Origin of the sequence: Micromonospora pattaloongensis, from assembly GCF_900107255.1 — a bacterium.
GTDB classification, from domain to species: Bacteria; Actinomycetota; Actinomycetes; order Mycobacteriales; family Micromonosporaceae; genus Micromonospora_I; species Micromonospora_I pattaloongensis.
In genome coordinates, this window is sequence record NZ_FNPH01000010.1 from 52,862 (window position 1) to 69,813 (window position 16,952).

Annotated in this window: 15 protein-coding genes; 2 read left to right on the top strand and 13 right to left on the bottom strand. The window is 74.2% G+C overall.

Going from position 1 to position 16,952, the window contains the following annotated elements; genetic code table 11:
• Nucleotides 1-10: 10 nt before the first annotated feature.
• From BLW47_RS20610 to aroC, 3 genes are all read right to left on the bottom strand, one after another.
• A complete protein-coding gene (locus BLW47_RS20610) occupies nucleotides 11-1,024 on the bottom strand; it encodes a helix-turn-helix transcriptional regulator (protein ID WP_091560624.1) in 1,014 nt (337 codons plus the stop codon).
• Between the two features lie 143 nt (nucleotides 1,025-1,167).
• Nucleotides 1,168-1,683 carry a shikimate kinase gene (locus tag BLW47_RS20615; protein ID WP_091560627.1) on the bottom strand — a complete coding sequence of 172 codons (516 nt, stop codon included), beginning with the start codon at nucleotides 1,681-1,683 and terminating at the stop codon, nucleotides 1,168-1,170.
• Complete coding sequence (aroC, locus tag BLW47_RS20620) at nucleotides 1,680-2,858, bottom strand: chorismate synthase (protein ID WP_091560631.1); 1,179 nt, start codon at nucleotides 2,856-2,858, stop codon at nucleotides 1,680-1,682. Before aroC ends, BLW47_RS20615 begins: the two co-directional genes overlap by 4 nt.
• 210 nt (nucleotides 2,859-3,068) lie before the next feature.
• On the opposite strand from aroC, the gene BLW47_RS20625 reads away from it, so the two are divergent.
• Complete coding sequence (locus BLW47_RS20625) at nucleotides 3,069-4,289, top strand: multidrug effflux MFS transporter (protein ID WP_091560635.1); 1,221 nt, start codon at nucleotides 3,069-3,071, stop codon at nucleotides 4,287-4,289.
• Nucleotides 4,290-4,313: 24 nt separating this feature from the next.
• On the opposite strand, the gene atpB is transcribed toward BLW47_RS20625, so the two are convergent.
• The 8 genes from atpB to BLW47_RS26095 form a co-directional block, all read right to left on the bottom strand.
• Entirely contained in the window at nucleotides 4,314-5,114 is an 801-nt protein-coding gene (gene atpB / locus BLW47_RS20630) for a F0F1 ATP synthase subunit A (protein WP_091560917.1), read from the bottom strand.
• Between the two features lie 126 nt (nucleotides 5,115-5,240).
• Entirely contained in the window at nucleotides 5,241-6,065 is an 825-nt protein-coding gene (locus tag BLW47_RS20635) for a shikimate dehydrogenase (protein ID WP_281247294.1), read from the bottom strand.
• Nucleotides 6,059-7,270 carry an endolytic transglycosylase MltG gene (gene mltG, locus BLW47_RS20640; RefSeq protein ID WP_091560641.1) on the bottom strand — a complete coding sequence of 404 codons (1,212 nt, stop codon included), beginning with the start codon at nucleotides 7,268-7,270 and terminating at the stop codon, nucleotides 6,059-6,061. Before mltG ends, BLW47_RS20635 begins: the two co-directional genes overlap by 7 nt.
• Nucleotides 7,270-7,728, bottom strand: a complete 459-nt coding sequence (gene ruvX / locus BLW47_RS20645) for a Holliday junction resolvase RuvX (protein WP_091560645.1) — start codon at nucleotides 7,726-7,728, stop codon at nucleotides 7,270-7,272. Before ruvX ends, mltG begins: the two co-directional genes overlap by 1 nt.
• Before the next feature lie 107 nt (nucleotides 7,729-7,835).
• Nucleotides 7,836-10,520: an alanine--tRNA ligase gene (alaS, locus tag BLW47_RS20650; protein WP_091560649.1), complete on the bottom strand. Its 2,685-nt coding sequence runs from the start codon at nucleotides 10,518-10,520 to the stop codon at nucleotides 7,836-7,838.
• A complete protein-coding gene (locus BLW47_RS20655; RefSeq protein WP_091560652.1) occupies nucleotides 10,517-10,807 on the bottom strand; it encodes a hypothetical protein in 291 nt (96 codons plus the stop codon). The genes alaS and BLW47_RS20655 overlap by 4 nt, the downstream gene beginning before the upstream one ends.
• Nucleotides 10,808-10,889: 82 nt before the next feature.
• Nucleotides 10,890-11,360 (bottom strand): DUF948 domain-containing protein, encoded by a 471-nt coding sequence (locus tag BLW47_RS20660; RefSeq protein WP_091560655.1) that lies wholly within the window; start codon nucleotides 11,358-11,360, stop codon nucleotides 10,890-10,892.
• Nucleotides 11,361-11,506: 146 nt separating this feature from the next.
• Nucleotides 11,507-12,127 carry a hypothetical protein gene (locus tag BLW47_RS26095; RefSeq protein WP_091560922.1) on the bottom strand — a complete coding sequence of 207 codons (621 nt, stop codon included), beginning with the start codon at nucleotides 12,125-12,127 and terminating at the stop codon, nucleotides 11,507-11,509.
• Between the two features lie 1,716 nt (nucleotides 12,128-13,843).
• Between BLW47_RS26095 and BLW47_RS25250 the strand changes: the two genes are divergently transcribed.
• On the top strand, nucleotides 13,844-14,020 hold the full coding sequence (locus BLW47_RS25250) for a hypothetical protein (RefSeq protein WP_175543736.1): 177 nt from the start codon (nucleotides 13,844-13,846) through the stop codon (nucleotides 14,018-14,020).
• Nucleotides 14,021-15,003: 983 nt separating this feature from the next.
• Here BLW47_RS25250 and BLW47_RS20670 read toward each other — a convergent pair.
• A complete protein-coding gene (locus BLW47_RS20670; RefSeq protein WP_091560659.1) occupies nucleotides 15,004-16,527 on the bottom strand; it encodes a replication-associated recombination protein A in 1,524 nt (507 codons plus the stop codon).
• A gap of 87 nt (nucleotides 16,528-16,614) precedes the next feature.
• Nucleotides 16,615-16,896 carry a hypothetical protein gene (locus tag BLW47_RS20675; protein WP_245736821.1) on the bottom strand — a complete coding sequence of 94 codons (282 nt, stop codon included), beginning with the start codon at nucleotides 16,894-16,896 and terminating at the stop codon, nucleotides 16,615-16,617.
• Nucleotides 16,897-16,952: the final 56 nt, after the last annotated feature.

Consider the following 16,952-nt stretch of genomic DNA (forward strand, 5'->3'; position numbering starts at 1 on the left):
GACGCCGAGCCTAACCCCTACCACCGGCTGGGACGGGTTCCCGCGCGGCCAACGCGGTCAGTCGTGACGCGTGCGCGGTGACCGCGGCGCGCAGCTCGGTCGGGCGCAGGATCGTGAAGGGGCAGCCGAGGCCCGCCAGCAGCAGCGCCATCGCGTCCAGATCCTGCACCCGGGCGCGCAGCAGCACCCCGTCGGCGGACTCGGTCAGCTCGGCCATCGTCGTCGGCACCCGCCGCCGCGCCTGGCCGAGGTCGGTCTCCAGCAACACCTCCACCTCCCAGGCGTACGTCCCGCCGGCCCGCGCCCGCGTCACGTGCCGGACCGGATCGAACCCCTCCGGCACGGTGAAGCTCCCGCCGTCGAAACTCCCGCCGTCGCAGCTCCCGTCCTCGACGTCCACCGCGCTGATCCGGTCGACCTCGAAGGTGCGGATCTCGTCGCGCCGGTGGTCGTGCCCGACGACGTACCAGCGCCCACCGTGGAAGACCGTCCCGTACGGGTCCAGCTCGCGCAGCGAGACCCCGCCGCGCGGGGACCGGTAGGTGACGCTGACCCGGCGCCGCGCGCGGGTCGCCGCGCCGAGGGTGAGCAGGGTCGTGCCCGCCGGACGGGCCTCGCCCTCGCGGCGCTCGCGGGTGAGGCCGAGGCTCTGGCGCGCGCCGGCGAGCCGCTCGGCCAGCCCCGCCGGGACCATCCGGCCGATCTTCGCGAGGGCGGGCGCGGTGCCCGGCGCGTCGGCGTCGAGGCCGAGCTGCTCGGCGGCGACCAGCCCGAGCAGCACGGCGAACGCCTCGTCGTCGGTGAGCATCAGCGGGGGCAGCTTCCGCCCGGGGCCGAGACGGTAGCCGCCCCGCCGCCCCCGCGTCGCCACGACCGGAAGGCCCAGCTCGATCAGGGTGGCGGCGTAGCGCCGTACCGTCCGCTCGTCGACCCCGAGGCGCTGGCCGAGGTCGGCGCCGGTGAGTCGGGGGTAGGCCTGGAGCAGCTCGAGCATGCCGAGCACGCGCGACGCCGGGTGTGACACAGGAGACCTCTCGCCAGCCATCCGGACGGATCTTGTCCGAAAAGATCTTACGGCCCGGCGCGCCCCGCGCTCGTTGATCTTGCAGATGTGGTGTTCGTCAAGTCCGTCCCGCCGACGACGGAACAGGCACCACACGTACGAGATCAGCGCGGGTCGGGGCCGATGATGCCGAGGATCTCTCCGACGACCTCTTCGGGCGTGCGGCCGTCGGTGACCACCGTCGTCGTGGCGACCGCCTCGTAGAGGGGGCGGCGCTGGTCGAGCAGGTACTTCAGGGTGGCGCGGGGGTTCACCGCCAGCAGCGGGCGACCCCCGCCCAGCCCGACACGCCTGACCGCGTCGGTCAACTCGACGGAGAGGTAGACGACCGTGTGACCGGCGAGCGCCGCCCGGGTCTGCTCCGCCAGGATCGCGCCGCCGCCGAGCGCGAGCACCCCGTCGAAGGAATCGAGCGCGGTCGCGACCGCCGCCCGCTCCAACGCCCGGAAGTGCTCCTCCCCCTCGTCGACGAAGATCTCCGAGATCGGCTTGCCGGCCGCCGTGGAGATGTCGCTGTCGGTGTCCCGGAACGGCAGACCGAGCGCGTCGGCCAGACCCTCGCCGATGGTGGTCTTACCGGCGCCCGGCGGCCCGACCAGCACGCAGACCGGACGGGTCATCGGATGACGAGGTTGTCGAGGTAACCGGCGAGGTTGCGCCGGATCTCCGTCACCGAGTCGCCGCCGAACTTCTCGGTCGCGGCCTCGGCGAGCACCAGCGCCACCATCGCCTCGGCGACGACCGCCGCCGCCGGCACCGCGCAGACGTCCGAACGCTGGTTGATCGCTGTGGCCGGCTCGCCGGTCGTGACGTCGATCGTCGAGAGTGCACGGTTCAGCGAGGAGATCGGCTTCATCGCGGCACGGACCCGCAGCGGCTCGCCGGTGGTGATGCCGCCCTCCAGCCCGCCGGCGCGGTCCGTCACCCGCTTCACGCCGGAGGCGGTGGGGATGATCTCGTCGTGCGCGACCGAGCCCCGGGAACGGGCCTGGGTGAACGCGTCGCCGATCTCCACACCCTTGATGGCCTGGATCGACATCAGCGCGGTCGCCAGCCGCGCGTCGAGCTTGCGGTCCCACTGCACGTGGCTGCCCAGACCCGGCGGCACACCGTACGCCAGCACCTCGACGATGCCGCCCAGGGTGTCGGCGTCCTTCTTGGCGGCGTCGACCTCGGCGACCATCCGCGCGCTCGCCTCCGGGTCCAGGCAGCGCAGCGGGTCGGCGTCGATCCGCTCGGCGTCCTCGGGCCGGGGCAGCAGGCCGGGCTTGGCCGCGACCGAGCCGAGCTCGATCACGTGCGAGACGATCTCGATGCCCAGCGCCTGCCGGACCAGCGCCTTGGCGACCGTGCCGACGGCCACCCGGGCGGCGGTCTCCCGGGCGCTGGCGCGTTCGAGGATCGGCCGGGCGTCGGTGTGGCCGTACTTCTGCATGCCGGCGAGGTCGGCGTGGCCGGGCCGGGGCCGGGTCAGCGGCGCGTTGCGCGCCTGGTTGGCCAGCTCCGCCGGGTCCACCGGGTCCGCGGCCATCACGGTCTGCCACTTCGGCCACTCGGAGTTGCCCACCCGGATCGCCACCGGGCTGCCGAGCGTCCGGCCGTGCCGGATGCCGCCGATCACGTCGACCTCGTCCTGCTCGAACGACATCCGCGCGCCGCGGCCGTAACCGAGCCGGCGCCGGGCGAGCTCGCGCCCGATCTCGGCGGTCGTCACCTCGATCCCCGCCGGCACGCCCTCCAACACGGCGACGAGGGCGGGCCCGTGCGATTCCCCCGCGGTCAGCCAACGCAACACGTGACAGCCTTTCTGTCGGTCGGCGCCCACTCACCGGCGGGGCGACGGGCCCAGTTTGTCACGCGGCGTGCCCGCGACCGCACGCCGGACGGGGTGTCCCGCGTTCCGGACAACGGGCGCCGACGGCGGCGGCCGGCCCGTGATCACGAACCGGGCTCCGGTGACTATCGTGCCTGTGCCGGAAGTCACGACCAGGGGAAGAAGACGGACGTGCCCACCATCGCCGCCCCGGCGTCCGCGCGACCGACCGCGTCCGCGTCGCGTCCGCCCGGCACCACCCTGCTCGTGATCCTCGGCGCCCTCACCGCCGCGGGCCCGCTCTCGATGGACATGTACCTGCCGGCGCTGCCCGAAATGGCCGACGATCTGTCAGCGCCGCCCGCACGGGTGCAGCTCTCCCTCACCACCTGCCTGATCGGAATGGCGCTCGGGCAGTTCCTCACCGGGCCGCTCAGCGACCGGTGGGGGCGGCGCCGGCCGGTGATCGTCGGGGCCGCCGGGTACGCGACGCTGTCGCTGCTCTGCGCGTCCGCCCCGACGGCCGAGGCGCTGGCGGGACTGCGCCTGGCGCAGGGCTTCGCCGGGGGCATGGGCGTGGTGGTGGCCCGGGCGGTCGTGCGGGACCTGTTCGCCGGGGCGGCGGCCGCCCGCTACTTCTCCCGGCTCGCCCTCGTGTTCGGGCTGGCCCCGATCGCCGCGCCGGTCCTCGGCAGCCTCGTCCTGCGGCACACCACGTGGCGCGGGGTCTTCGTCGTCCTCGCCGCCATCGGCGCGCTGCTCGCCGTGCTCGTCGCGCTGCGGCTGCCGGAGACCCTGCCGCCCGCCCGGCGCAGCGTCGGCGGCGTCGGGCACACCCTGCGCGCGATGCGGGTGCTGCTCGGCGACCGCGTCTTCGTCGGCTACAGCCTCGCCCAGGGGTTCGCCTTCGCCGGCCTCTTCGCGTACATCGCCGGGTCGTCGTTCGTCTACCAGGACGTGTTCGGCCTCTCGGCGACCGCGTTCGGGCTCATCTTCGCCGGCAACGCGCTCGGCCAGGCCGCGCTGGGCCGGCTCAACGGCGCGCTGGTCGGCCGACACCGCCCCCGTACGCTGCTGCTGGTCGCGCTCGCCGCCGGGCTCGCCGCGGCGTTGACGCTGCTCGCCGGTGCCGTCCACGGCAACCTCGCGGTGGTCGCCGTGGCGTTGTTCTATTTCGTCGCGAGCGTCGGCATGGCCCAGCCCAACGCGGTCGCGCTCGCCCTCGACCCCCACCCCGAACGCGCCGGCACCGCGTCGGCCGTGATGGGCGCGGTCCAGTCGACGATCGGCGCGCTCGCCGCCCCGCTGGTCGGGCTCGGCGGCCAGGACGACGCCGTGCCGATGGCGATCGTCATCTGCGGCGCCGCCGACCTGGCGCTGGTGGCGGCGCTGATCCTGGCCCGCCGCCGCTGACCCGGGTCGGCGCCCGGCCGGCCGTCAGTGCGCCTCGGCCAGCGAGCTCTGCAGGTACGTCGCGGTCAGCAGGGTGAACACGTAGGCCTGGAGCACCATGATGCCGAGCTCGAAGACGGTCATCACGATCGCCATCGCCCAGCTCACCAGCGCGACCGGCTTGAGCAGCAACGCGTCGGCCTGGAAGAGCGCGACCCCGCCGAGCGTGAAGACCAGCAGGATCATGTGGCCGGCGAACATGTTGGCGAAAAGCCGGACCGACAGGGTCACCGGGCGCAACAGCAGGTTGAACACGAACTCGATCGGCACCAGCAGCGGCTGCACCCCGAGCGGCGCCTCCGGAATCCAGCAGCTCACCTTGAGATAGCCGAGGAAGCCGTGCCGACGGATCCCGACCGCCAGGTAGAGCAGCCAGGTGGCCACCGCCAGCACGGCCGGGAAGGCGAGGTGGGCGTTCGGCGAGATCTGCGCGAACGGGATGATCCCCCAGAGGTTGTTCAGCAGGATGAAGGCGAACAGCGCGGTCAGGTACGGCGCGAAGCGCACGCCCTCCCGCCCGATGACCGGGACGGCGACGCTGTCCCGGATCAGCCCGTAGACGGATTCGGCGAGCCACTGCCGGCGCGTCGGCACCAGCTGCGGATTGCGGTAGCTGACCAGGAAGAAGACGATCAGGATCGCGACGGTGATCCAGACCAGCAGCGTGATCTTCGTGAAGAGCCCCGCCCAGGCGGTGCCGTCGAGCGCGGGAACCAGGCTGCGGAAGTCGAAGCTGTCGAGCGTGGGTGGGAAGTCGGCGGCAAGCGGAATCGGCGGTCCCGTCATCTGCATCCCCCATCCATCGGGAATGCTCAGACACTATCAAGCGTCGATGTCTCGACCCGAAACGGTCCCGAACGCCGCTCACGTGTGAGCGCGGACGACTCCCCCGGAGGCCGGGGACGGAAGCCGCTACGGCCGGCCGATCGCCGCGGCCAGCGCGGACCGCATCGCCGCCACCGGCGCGCCGACGCCGGTGAACTGCTCGAACTGGCCGACCGCCTGCGCGAGCAGGAGGTCGAGGCCGGAGACGATCCGCAGACCGGCGACGTGCGCCGCGTCCGCCAACGGCGTCGGCCAGGGATCGTAGAGCGCGTCGAAGAAGACCGCCGACGGCCACCAGCGGACCACCGGCGCGAGCGGATCGGCGACGCCCTTCGGCACCGTCGAGACGACCACGTCGGCGTCGAACCGCGCCGCCGCGTCCGCCCAGCGCCCGGCGGAGAGACGTACGCCGAGCGCCCCCGCCACGGGGCGTAGTTCCTCGACGGCTTCCGGTCGGCGCGCCACCACCGTCACCCCGGCGGCGCGCAGCGTGGCGGCCGCGGCGATCGCGGCCCGCGCCGTCCCGCCGGCACCCAGGACGGTCACCGTCGCACCGTCGGCGACGCCCGCCGCGCGCAGCACGGTCACCATCCCCGGCACGTCGGTGTTGTCGGCGTACCAGGAGCCGTCGTCCCTGCGTACCAGCGTGTTGGCGGCCCCGACCGCGGCCGCGACCGGCGACGCCTCGTCGGCGACCACGAGCGCCGCCTCCTTGCCGGGCATGGTCACCGAGAGCCCGGCCCACTCCGGGCCGAGCCCGGCGACCAGGCCGGGCAGTTCCCCGGCGCCACACTCGATCGCGGTGTACGACCAGCCGGTCAGCCCGGCCGCCGCGTACCCGGCATTGTGGATCACGGGCGAGAGCGAGTGCGCGATCGGGCGGCCGAGCACGCCGGCGCGGCGAGTCAGCAAAGCGGGATGCCGTTCCGGCACGCCTTCTGGATGTTGCGCAGGTGCTCATCGTTCGTCTCGGCAAAAGCGGAGTTCCCCTGCTTGTCGATCGCCACGAAGAACAGCCACTTGCCGGCCGGCGGGTCCATCGCGCCCTGCAGCGCCTCCTTGCCGGGGTTGTTGATCGGGGTGGGAACCATGCCCCTGAGCTTGCGGTTGTACGGGTTCTTCGGGTCGTCCAGCTCTTCCGGCGTCATGTCCCCGGACCGCTTGGTCGCCTTGCCGCTGAGCTCCAGGTAGTAGTTGACCGTGACGTCCATCTCGAGGCAGGAGCACGGGAAGGTGCCGCTGTAGGCGCGGTTGTAGGCCACCCGCGCCACCTTGCCGAGGTCCGCCTTCGTGCCGGCCTCGGCCTGCGCCAGCGAGGCCACGATCAGCGCCTCGTACGGGCTGACCCCGCCCCGCTCGGACTCCACCGTCTTGACGAAGTCCAGCTCCTCGGCCACCGCGAGGAAATGCCCGACCATCGTCTTCAGGACCTGCTCGGCGGTGGGATTCGGGTCGAACTCGTAGGTGTCCGGGAAGAGGAACCCCTCGATCGACGGCCTGGTCTTCTTCCCGTCGGTGCGGTTGAACCAGAACTCCGGCACGCCGAGCGCGAGCGGGTCCTTCGCCGCCGCCTCGAAGTCCTTCACCGGGATCTTCGTCTTCTCCGAGAGCAGCTTGTACGTCTGCTTCGCCGTACGCCCCTCGGGAATGGTGATCGTGTTGGCGACCTTGTTCGCGACTTCGAGCAGCATCGCGAGCGCGCTCTCGGCGCTCATCTGCTTGCGCAGGTTGTAGAAGCCCGGCTGGATGTTCGTGCTGCGGGAGTTCGCGCCCGCCTCGTCCACGAAGGCCGCCGCGCTCTTGACCACGCCGGCCCGGACCAGCGAGTTGCCGATCTCGGTCAGCGACTCCCCCGGCTTGATCTGGATCTGCGCCTGACCGGCGCCGCTGCCGCTGTAGTCGGGCGCGCCGAACAGGCCCTGCACGCGGTCGAAGCCGTACCAGAGGCCACCGCCGAGCACACCGAGCAGGAGGAACGTGACCAGCAGCGCGGCGACGGTCTTGCCGCGCCCACCGCCACCGCCGGCCTCGCGGCGCGCCTGCTTCTTGCGGTAGCCGCGCCGGTGCCGTCCCTTCTCCGTCCGCTCGTCGAACGCGAGCTCCAGCTCGTCGATCATCACATCCGCCTCCGCTGCGCATCCAGCCAGCTCTGCAGGATCTCCACCGCGGCCGCCTGGTCGACCACGGCCCGCTGCCGCTTCCCCCGGACGCCTCGCTCCGACAGCCTACGGGTTGCGACCACCGTCGACATCCTCTCGTCGGTGAGCGACACCGGGACCGGAGCGATCGCCGGAGCCAGGACCTGGGCGTACGCCGAAACATGCTGGGCGGCCGGTCCGTGCGTGCCGGCCAGGTTCACCGGCAAACCGACGATCACCTCGATCGCGTCGTGCTCGCGGACGAGGCCGGCGAGCTCGGCGACGTCGGTCGGCACCGCGTCGGGCTCCGGTTCGAGGTCGCGGCGGAGCGTGACCAGCGGGCTGGCCAGGATCCCGTCCGGGTCGCAGATCGCCACGCCGACGCGAACCTTGCCCACGTCGACGCCGAGTCGCACGCCGCGCACGAAACCGCTCACACCGCCCCTTCCCTCCGGACACACCCCTGCGCGATCAAGGGCCTGCCCTCAGGGGTACGGAGACCACCGCCGGCAAGCCCTTGATCAACACAATTATTTTCCGACGGTCACGCCGCCTCGGCGACCGCCTTCTCCACCGCGGCGAGCAGGTTCGCCGCCTCGGACGCCGGGACGCCACCGCCCTGCGCCAGGTCGGCGTTGCCGCCACCACGCCCGGACAGCGCCCCCTTGACCAGGTCGGCCGCGGCGAAGCCCCGCCCCTTCGCGGCCGCGTTCACCGCGACCACGAGCGAGGCCTTGCCGCCCGAACGGGCGGCCACCGCGACCACCGCCGGACGGGCCGGGTCGATCTTGCCGCGGATCTCCTGCGCCAGCGTGCGCACGTCGTTGCCGGCCGCGCCCTCCGGCGCCTCCGTGCCGACGAACGCCACCCCGCGCAGCTCCTTGGCCTGCGCGGCCAGCGCCCCGGCCCCGCCGAGCACGAGCTGGGCCCGCAGCTTCTCCAGCTCCTTCTCCGCGTCCCGCAGCTGGGTGATGGTCTGCTCCACCCGGTCGGCGACCTGCTCGGCCGGGACCCGGTAGAGCTCGGCGAGCCGGGAGACCAGCAGGTGCTCCCGGGCCAGGAAACCGAACGCGTCCATGCCGACGAGCGCCTCGACGCGGCGCACCCCGGAGCCGATCGACGACTCGGAGAGGATCTTCACGAGCCCGAGCTGCGCCGACCGCGCCACGTGGGTGCCGCCGCACAGCTCGCGCGCGTAGTCGCCGACCTCGACGACCCGCACCTGCTCGCCGTACTTCTCCCCGAACAGCGCCATCGCGCCGAGCCGCCGCGCCTCCTCCTGGGAGGTGATGAACGCCCGCACCTCCAGGTCGCCGAGCAGCACCTCGTTGATCTGCTGCTCCACGTCGGTCAGCACGCTCGCCGGGACCGCGCCCGGGGTGTTGAAGTCGAAGCGCAGCCGGCCGGGCGCGTTGAGCGACCCGGCCTGGGTCGCCGACTCGCCGAGGAAGTTGCGCATCGTCTGGTGCACCAGGTGCGTCGCGGTGTGCGAGCGCGAGATCGCGCGCCGCCGCGCGACGTCGATCTCGGCGTAGCCCGCCTCGCCGGCGCGCACCTCACCCCGGATCACCCGCGCCTTGTGCACGATCAGGCCCGGCACCGGCTGCTGGACGTCGACGACCTCCACCAGCCCCTCGCCGACGGTGATCCGCCCGACGTCGGGCTGCTGGCCACCGCCCTCGGCGTAGAACGGGGTCGCGTCGAGCACCAGCTCGATCATCTCCCCCTCGCCCGCGGCCGCGACCGGCGCGCCACCGGCGCCGAGCAGCGCCCGCACGGTCGACTCCCGGGCCACCTCCGAGTAGCCGGTGAACTGCACCGGGCCGCCCAGGTCCAGCGCGGAACGGTACGCCGACAGGTCCACGTGACCGGTCTTGCGCGCCTGCGCATCGGCCTTCGCCCGGGCCCGCTGGTCGGCCATCAGCCGGCGGAAGCCGTCCTGGTCCACCTGCAGACCCTGCTCGGCCGCGATCTCCAGCGTCAGGTCGATCGGGAAGCCGTACGTGTCGTGCAGCTGAAACGCCTTGTCACCGGGGAGCGTGCTCCCGCCGGCGGACTTCGTGTCGCTGATCGCGGTGTCCAGGATGGTGGTTCCGGCGCGCAGCGTGGAGAGGAACGCGTCCTCCTCGGCGTACGCGTACTGCGAGATCCGGTCGAAGTCGGCCTCGAGCTCTGGGTAGGACGGGGACATGCAGTCCCGCGCCACCGGCAGCAGCTCGGGCAGCGCCCGCCCCTGCCAGCCCAGCAGCCGCATCGCCCGGATCGCCCGGCGCATGATGCGGCGCAGCACGTAGCCCCGCCCCTCGTTCGCCGGGGTCACGCCGTCGCCGATCAGCATCAGCGCGGTCCGGACGTGGTCGGCGACGACCCGCAGGCGCACGTCGTCCGGGTGCGACTCGGCCGCGACCTGGCCCGACCGCGCCCCGTAGCGCTTACCGGTCAGCTCCGCGGCGCGCTCCAGGATCGGGCGGACCTCGTCAATCTCGTAGAGGTTGTCGACGCCCTGCAGGATCGAGGCCATCCGCTCCAGCCCCATGCCGGTGTCGATGTTCTTCGCCGGCAGGTCACCGAGGATCTCGAAGTTCTCCTTGTCGGTGCCGCGCCCCCGCTCGAACTGCATGAAGACGAGGTTCCAGAACTCGAGGTAGCGGTCCTCGTCGACCTCCGGGCCGCCCTCGCGCCCGTAGGCCGGGCCGCGGTCGTAGTAGAGCTCGGAGCAGGGGCCGCAGGGACCGGGGATCCCCATCGACCAGAAGTTGTCCTTCTTGCCACGCCGGACGATCCGCTCCGGCGGCACGCCGGTCGCGCGCCAGATCTCGTACGCCTCGTCGTCGTCCAGGTAGACCGTCGCCCAGATCCGCTCCGGGTCGAGCCCGAAGCCGCCCTCCTCCACGGACTTGGTGGACAGCTCCCAGGCGAGCGGAATCGCGCCGTCCTTGAAGTAGTCGCCGAAGGAGAAATTGCCGTTCATCTGGAAGAAGGTGCCGTGCCGCGAGGTCTTGCCGACCTCGTCGATGTCCGGCGTCCGGATGCACTTCTGCACGCTCGCCGCACGCGTGTACGGCGGCGACTGTTGCCCCAGGAAGAAGGGCACGAACTGCACCATGCCGGCGTTGATGAACAGCAGGTTCGGGTCCTCGATCGCCGGCAGCGGAGCGGACGGCACGATCGTGTGACCGTTGGCCTCGAAATGCGCGAGGAACCGCCGTTTGATCTCCGCCGTCTTCATCGAACGCCTTCCTGGGGATGGGTCTGCTCACCGGAGCCCGGTTCCGCGAAATCGTCATCGAACGTGACGCCCTCGGCGAACGCGGCCTGGATCTCCCGCTCCCGCTCCGCCATGCCGTCCCGCACGTCGTCTAGAAAGCTACGCACCGACTCGACGAGGCTGCCAGCGGATTCCGACAACGACGCGGCCATGCCGGCCGGCGTGTAGGAGTGGGCCTTCTGCGTCACCTTGCGCACCACGAGCGCACCGACGGCGAGACCCATGCCCAACCACAGCAACCGCTTCATGGCTACATCCTTCCTTCGTCTTCATGTGCCGCGGCACGCGGCGGGCGTGCTGCGGCGTGTGCCACCGCGCCCCGGCGACGGATCAGCGGCCGCCGCGGCGGGCCGTGCGACGCTGCTGCTTGATGGTCTCGCGCACCTCGCGCTCGGTGTCGGCGTGCCGGCGAGCGGCGGCGGCGCGACGCACGCCGTATCCGAACGCGGCGACCTTGACCAGCGGGTTCGCGGCGGCCGCGGAGACCACCGTCACCAGATTGGCGACGTTCGCCGTCATGGTCTGGGCGTGGCCGGTCATCGTGTCGATCTTCGCGAGCTGAATGTTCACGCCGTCCAACGAGGTGTGCATCTGGCTCAGCGCGGTGTTGACGTTGTCGACCGTGGCGTTGACGTTGACCAACAGCGGCGCGGTGCGCTCGTTCACGTCGTTGATCGCCTGGGTCGCCGCGTCGACCGTGCGGCGCAGCCGCAGGATCGGCACGGCGAGCACGATCACCAGCATCAGAAATGCGCCCGCCGCGACCAACGCCGCGATCGCTCCGAGCTGTCCAGCATCCACGCGTGTCCTCCTCAGCCGTACCGTTTCGCGTGCGCGGCCACCATCACCCGAGCCGCGTCGAACCTTCCGGCGTATTTCGCATCAACCGGAAAACGCCTCACTCTGCGCCAACGTGCAGACCCTACCGTCCGTGACGCTCCCCGGCCTCACGACGGGGAGGGTGTCAGGTCGGAAAGTGGATCATCGGTCAGGACCGGGTCGGGCGTCTCCCCGGTGAATGACGGTCCGGTGCTCGGCTGCGGCTTGATCCGATCATCGTCGATGGCGTTACGCACCTTCACCGACACGAGCGCGCCGTCGCACTTCTGCTCGGCCTGCGGCGTCGCCTGCGAGCCCACCGTCGGCCGCAGCGCCAGCGGATCCTGCTCGCAGGTGGGTTGCCGCACCCACAGGTCGAGGGTCAGCTCGTCCCGCTTCCAGCACGTGTAGTGCCCCTCGACCGGCTGCCCCGGGCAGAGCGCCGCCTTCCACGGCTGCCACCCCGCACCTGCCAGCGCACGCTCGTACACCTGCGCGGTCTCCTCGGGGTTCTTCTGCGACTCGGCGGTGCGCTCCCGGAACCGGCACTCGATGAGACACCAGCGGCTGCCGTTGACCTGGTCGTCGGTCTTCACCGCGGCCCACGACGGCACGGACAACCCGTCCAGGGCGTTGAAGACGGGGTCGCGGGTGGCCGCCCGGATACCGAAGTAGAGCGGCAGCGCCCCCAGGATCAGCACGCTGACCATGGCCAGCGCCAGCATCCGCATCCGTCGCTGCTCCCGCATCTGCTTGCGCAGCTCCGAGCGCGCGCCCTTCAGCGCGGTGACCCCGGCGGCGAGTGTCCCGGGCCGCGGCGCGTCGGCGGGGCCGACGGCCCGGTCGGGGCCGGCGACGGCCGCCGAGTCGTGCGCGGCGGGCCGCACGGCGGCGGCGGCCTTCGCCACGCCGGGCGCGGCAGCAGCCGCCTTCGCCACCCCGGGCGCGGCAGCAGCCGCCTTCGCCACCCCGGGCGCGGCAGCAGCCGCCTTCGCCACCCCGGGCGCGGCAGCAGCCGCCTTCGCCACCGCGGGAGCGGTCGGCTCGACGGTCGGCTTCGCCATCCCCGGTGGGGTCGCCATCGCCGTCGCGGGCGGGTTCGGGCCGCCGGCGGCGGCCCGGGCGGAGCCCGCGCGGCGCGGCGGCGTCGCGGCGCCCGGCGGCACCGGCGCGACCGCGGCGCTCGCGGCCCCGGTCGGCGCCGCGCCGGCGGCCGGCGGCGGCCCCGCCGCGGCGCCCCGTCCGGACGGGGGGCCGGCGGGGCCGGGCGCGTCGGCACCGGCACGTCCGGCCGGCACGGGTCCGGCGGAACGGGCGCGACGCGCGGCCGGCGGAGCGGACGCCCCCGGTGGCCCGGCCATCGGCGGTTGCGCCATCGAACGCGGAACGGGCGGTCCGGGGGGCGCGACGTCGGGTGTTGCCGGCCCCGCGCCGTACCGGCCCGCGACGGGCGTCCCCGGCTCCGGGCGATCCGCCCGACGGCGACCGCCCGGCTCGACCTCCGGGGTGACGGCGGTCCGGTCCGCCCGACGGCGGCCACCGGACTCGACCTCCGGGCCGCCACCGGTGCGGTCCGCGCGACGGCGGCGACCCGGCTCGGCCTCCGGCCCCGGCGGCGCGCTGCTCCGGTCCGCCCGACCCCGACCATCCGGCCCGACGCCGGGCTGATCACCGGGGCCGGAGGTGGGGCGGTAACCGGCGCCGGCGCGGCCCGGGTCGGCGGCACCGTCGTTGTCGACGGGAAGGCGCTCGGGCGGTACCGCCGCACCGGCGACGACGCGGCCGGCGGAGACGGCACCGGTGACCGGGACGTCGGGGCCGACGCCGGCGGGGCCGCGCCGTCCGGCCGGACGGCCGGCCGACCGGGGGACGCTCGCGGCGCCGGTGTCGCCGGTGCTGCGCGCGCCGACCCCTGGCGGGCCGGCCGGCGGGACCGCACTCGGTCCGGCAAAAGGGGCCGAGGGGGCGACCGGTGCAGCCCCCGCGCCACGGTCGCCGTCCGCGCTCCGGCTCCACCGCGCGGAACGTCCCGGACGCTCCCCGCCCGGCGGCTCGGGCTCGGCCGCGCGGCGTCGGCCGACCCGCGCCTGGGCGCCGGCCGGATCTGTCGGGGTGCCGGGGGCGCGGCCGTACGGGGCCGCGTGGGGGTCCGCGGCGGCCGGCGGCACCGCGGGGACACCGCGCCTACGGGCGTCCGCGCCGCCATCGGGCGTGCCCGTCGGCACGGGCGGCGCGTTGCCGGTTTTCGGCACGAACGGGCTCTCGCCGGTGCCGAACCCTGCGCGGGGCGGCCCGTCCGGCCGGCCGCGCCCCGCCGCGGGAGGCGGCGGCAGCGGCTGCCCGGGCGGGGTCGCCGGACCGGGTCGCGTCGCCGGCGGCACGTCGACGGGCTCCGCGGCCCGCCGGCCCCGGCCTCCATCGGCGCCGTGTCGCGCCGCGGTGGGGGGCGGGCCCCCCGGTGCACCATGTCGGATTTCCCCGGACGGGTCGTCGCCCGACCGGCGCGCCGCGCGGCGCGGGCCGTCGGGGCGCAGGTCGCCGGTGTGTGGATCGCGGCCGGATTCGCCCGGGCGCGGGTCGCCCGTCTCCGGAGCGAGGCGTCGGGGACCGCCGGAGCCGGACGCGGCGGGGTGCGGCTGTGACGGCGCCGACCAGCGGGCTGCCTCGGGCGGCATGCCGTGCCGTCCCGGCGACGGCTCCGGGCCCTGCGGACCCGCCGGCGGCTCCGCGGCATGCCGCGAGCGCCCCGTCTCCGGCCGCGGCGCCGGCTCGGTCGGTGGGGCTCCGTGCCGAGAGGCCCGCGGCGGCACCGTCGGCTCCTCTGGGCTGCGCGGGTTCCGTGGGATCGGCCCGCCGCCAGCGGCGGCGGACCAGGTCGGTGGCGGCGTGGGGTCCCCGTGCCCGTGGCGGGGGCGTTCCGGCGGCCCCTCGGCCGCGATCCGACGGCCCGGCCCCGCCTCCGCCGCGGCCCGGCGACCCGGTCCGGCCTCCGGTGCGGCGCGGCGCTCCGGTCCGGCCTCCGGAGCGGCGCGGCGCTCCGGCATGGCTTCCGGAGCGTCCGGGGCCGCCCGGCGCGCCCGGCGTCCCCCTCGTGGCTCATCGCCCGGTTCCGCCGGCCCGGTTCCCCGCGGCGACGGCTCCGCGGCCGGAGGGGGCACGTCGTTCCGACCCGGCATCTCTGTCCGGCCCGGCCCGTCCGGCCGCCCGCGCCCGCGCGCGCCACCACGGGTCAGGTCGGCACGACCCGGCGCCTCGGCACGCACCCCCGGCACGTCGGGACGACCGGGCGGCACATCCGCACCCGGCGGCACGTCGGGACGACCCGGGACGTCGGGACGACCCGGCACCTCGGGACGGGCGCTCGGCTCGCCGCGTGGACCGGGCGGCGGTGCGGGCGTGCGCTGGTCCGCGGCAGCGGGCGCGTCGCCGCCGGGAACGTGCCCCGGTCCGATGTCGACCCGCTGCTCCTTGGCGGTGCGCAGGTCGGCGAGCCAGCCGAGCTCCTCGCCGCTGACCTGCTGCTCGGGCTCGGGCTCCGGCCGGCCCCGCCCCCACCGCCGGGCCTTGCCCTTGGCGTCCCGCCGCTCGTCGGGACCGTCTTCAGGTCGATCCGATCCCCGCGATCTCACTGGTGGTCCTCCCCGGCAGCCCCGCTGCCGCTGTCGTCGGATGCCGTGCCGCCGGCCGGCACCGGCGCCGGGCGCCCGTTCGCCGCTGTGGTGCCTCGCCCGCTGTCGCCCGCCGGCGCGGACCGTCCGGTGTCGCCGGACGCCGGCTGCCCGCGCACGATGCGCCGCAGCAGCGGCAGTCGGCCCGAGACCGCCCGCTCGGCCCCGTGGTCGGTCGGCCGGTAGTACTCGACGCCGACCAACTCGTCCGGCAGGTACTGCTGCGTCAGGACGCCACGGTGGTCGTCGTGCGGGTAGCGGTAGCCGGTGCCGTGCCCGAGGCCGCGCGCCCCCGGATAGTGGGCGTCCCGCAGGTGGCGGGGAACGCCGCCGCCCCGACCCGCCCGCACGTCGCCCATCGCCGCGAAGATCGCGGTGGTCGCCGAGTTGGACTTGGGGGCGGTCGCCATGTGGATCACGGCCTGGGCGAGGTTGAGCTGGGCCTCGGGCAACCCGACGTACTCCACCGCGTGCGCGGCGGCGGTGGCCACGCTCAGCGCGCTCGGATCGGCCATGCCGACATCCTCGCTCGCGAAGATCACGATGCGGCGCGCGATGAAGCGCGCGTCCTCGCCGGCGACCAGCATCCGGGCCAGCCAGTGCAGGGCGGCGTCCACGTCCGAGCCCCGCATGCTCTTGATGAACGCGCTGACCACGTCGTAGTGCGCGTCGCCGTCGCGGTCGTAGCGCACCGCGGCCACGTCGACGGCCTGCTCCGCGGTGGCCAGGTCGATCTCGGCGCTGCCCCGCGCCGCCGCGGACGACGCCGCCGCCTCCAGCGCGGTCAGCGCCTTGCGCACGTCGCCGCCGGCCAGGCGTACGAGATGGTCCTCCGCCTCCGCGCTGAGCGCGACATCGCCGCGCAGGCCACGCTCGTCGGTGACCGCCCGCCGCAGCAGGCCGCGCACCGCGTCGGAGGTCAACGGCTGCAGGGTCAGCAGCACGCAGCGGGACAGCAACGGCGAGATCACCGAGAAGTACGGGTTTTCCGTCGTCGCCGCGAGCAGCGTGACGGTCCGGTCCTCGACGGCCGCCAGCAGCGAGTCCTGCTGGGTCTTGCTGAAGCGGTGCACCTCGTCGATGAAGAGCACGGTCGGCGGCCCGCCGGCGCGACGCTCGCGGCGCGCGGTGTCGATCACGGCGCGGACGTCCTTGACGCCGGCGGTGAGCGCCGACATCGCCACGAACCTCCGGTCGGTGGCGCGGGCGACGAGATGGGCGATCGTGGTCTTGCCGCTGCCCGGCGGGCCCCAGAGGATCACCGACATCGGCGCCGATCCGGTCACCAGCTGGCGCAGCGGCGCGCCCGGCGCCAGCAGGTGATCCTGGCCGACGAGCTCGTCGATCGTCGCCGGACGCATCCGGACCGGCAACGGCGAGTCGGCCCCGGGCGCGGCGAAGCCATCGACGCCACCTGATCCCGGCGGGGCGCTGGGCGCACCACCGGGACCGGTGAGAGAAAACAGACCGTCGGGCTCCATCACGAAGACAGTACCGGCCCGATCTCGGCCGCCGGAAATGCGGCGATAACGGGGCGGTTTCCGCGGTCCGGACGGAGCCCGTGACCGTCAGCCACGGCCCGGACGGCGCCCCCGGTACCAGCGACCGCCGCCGGTCGTGCCGCCCCGGCCCACGCCCGCGAGATACAAAGCCAGGCAGAGCAGGCCGATGAGCACGAGGGTGTTCCAGTTGAACAGGTCCGGAGCGCCGAGATTGCTGTTGAGCAAGTCGAGCAGAAGCGCGAAGCCGAAGATCGCGGCCGCCACGATAGCGAGCATGGGGTCCTCCCGAGGGGTGGAGTTGGTCACCGGCGTCAATACCCACCCAAGGGCCCCGGCAATCTCCACCATGGACGTTCCCACCCCGCCAATCTCGAGGTTATGGCGGAACGATCCGGACAAATTCG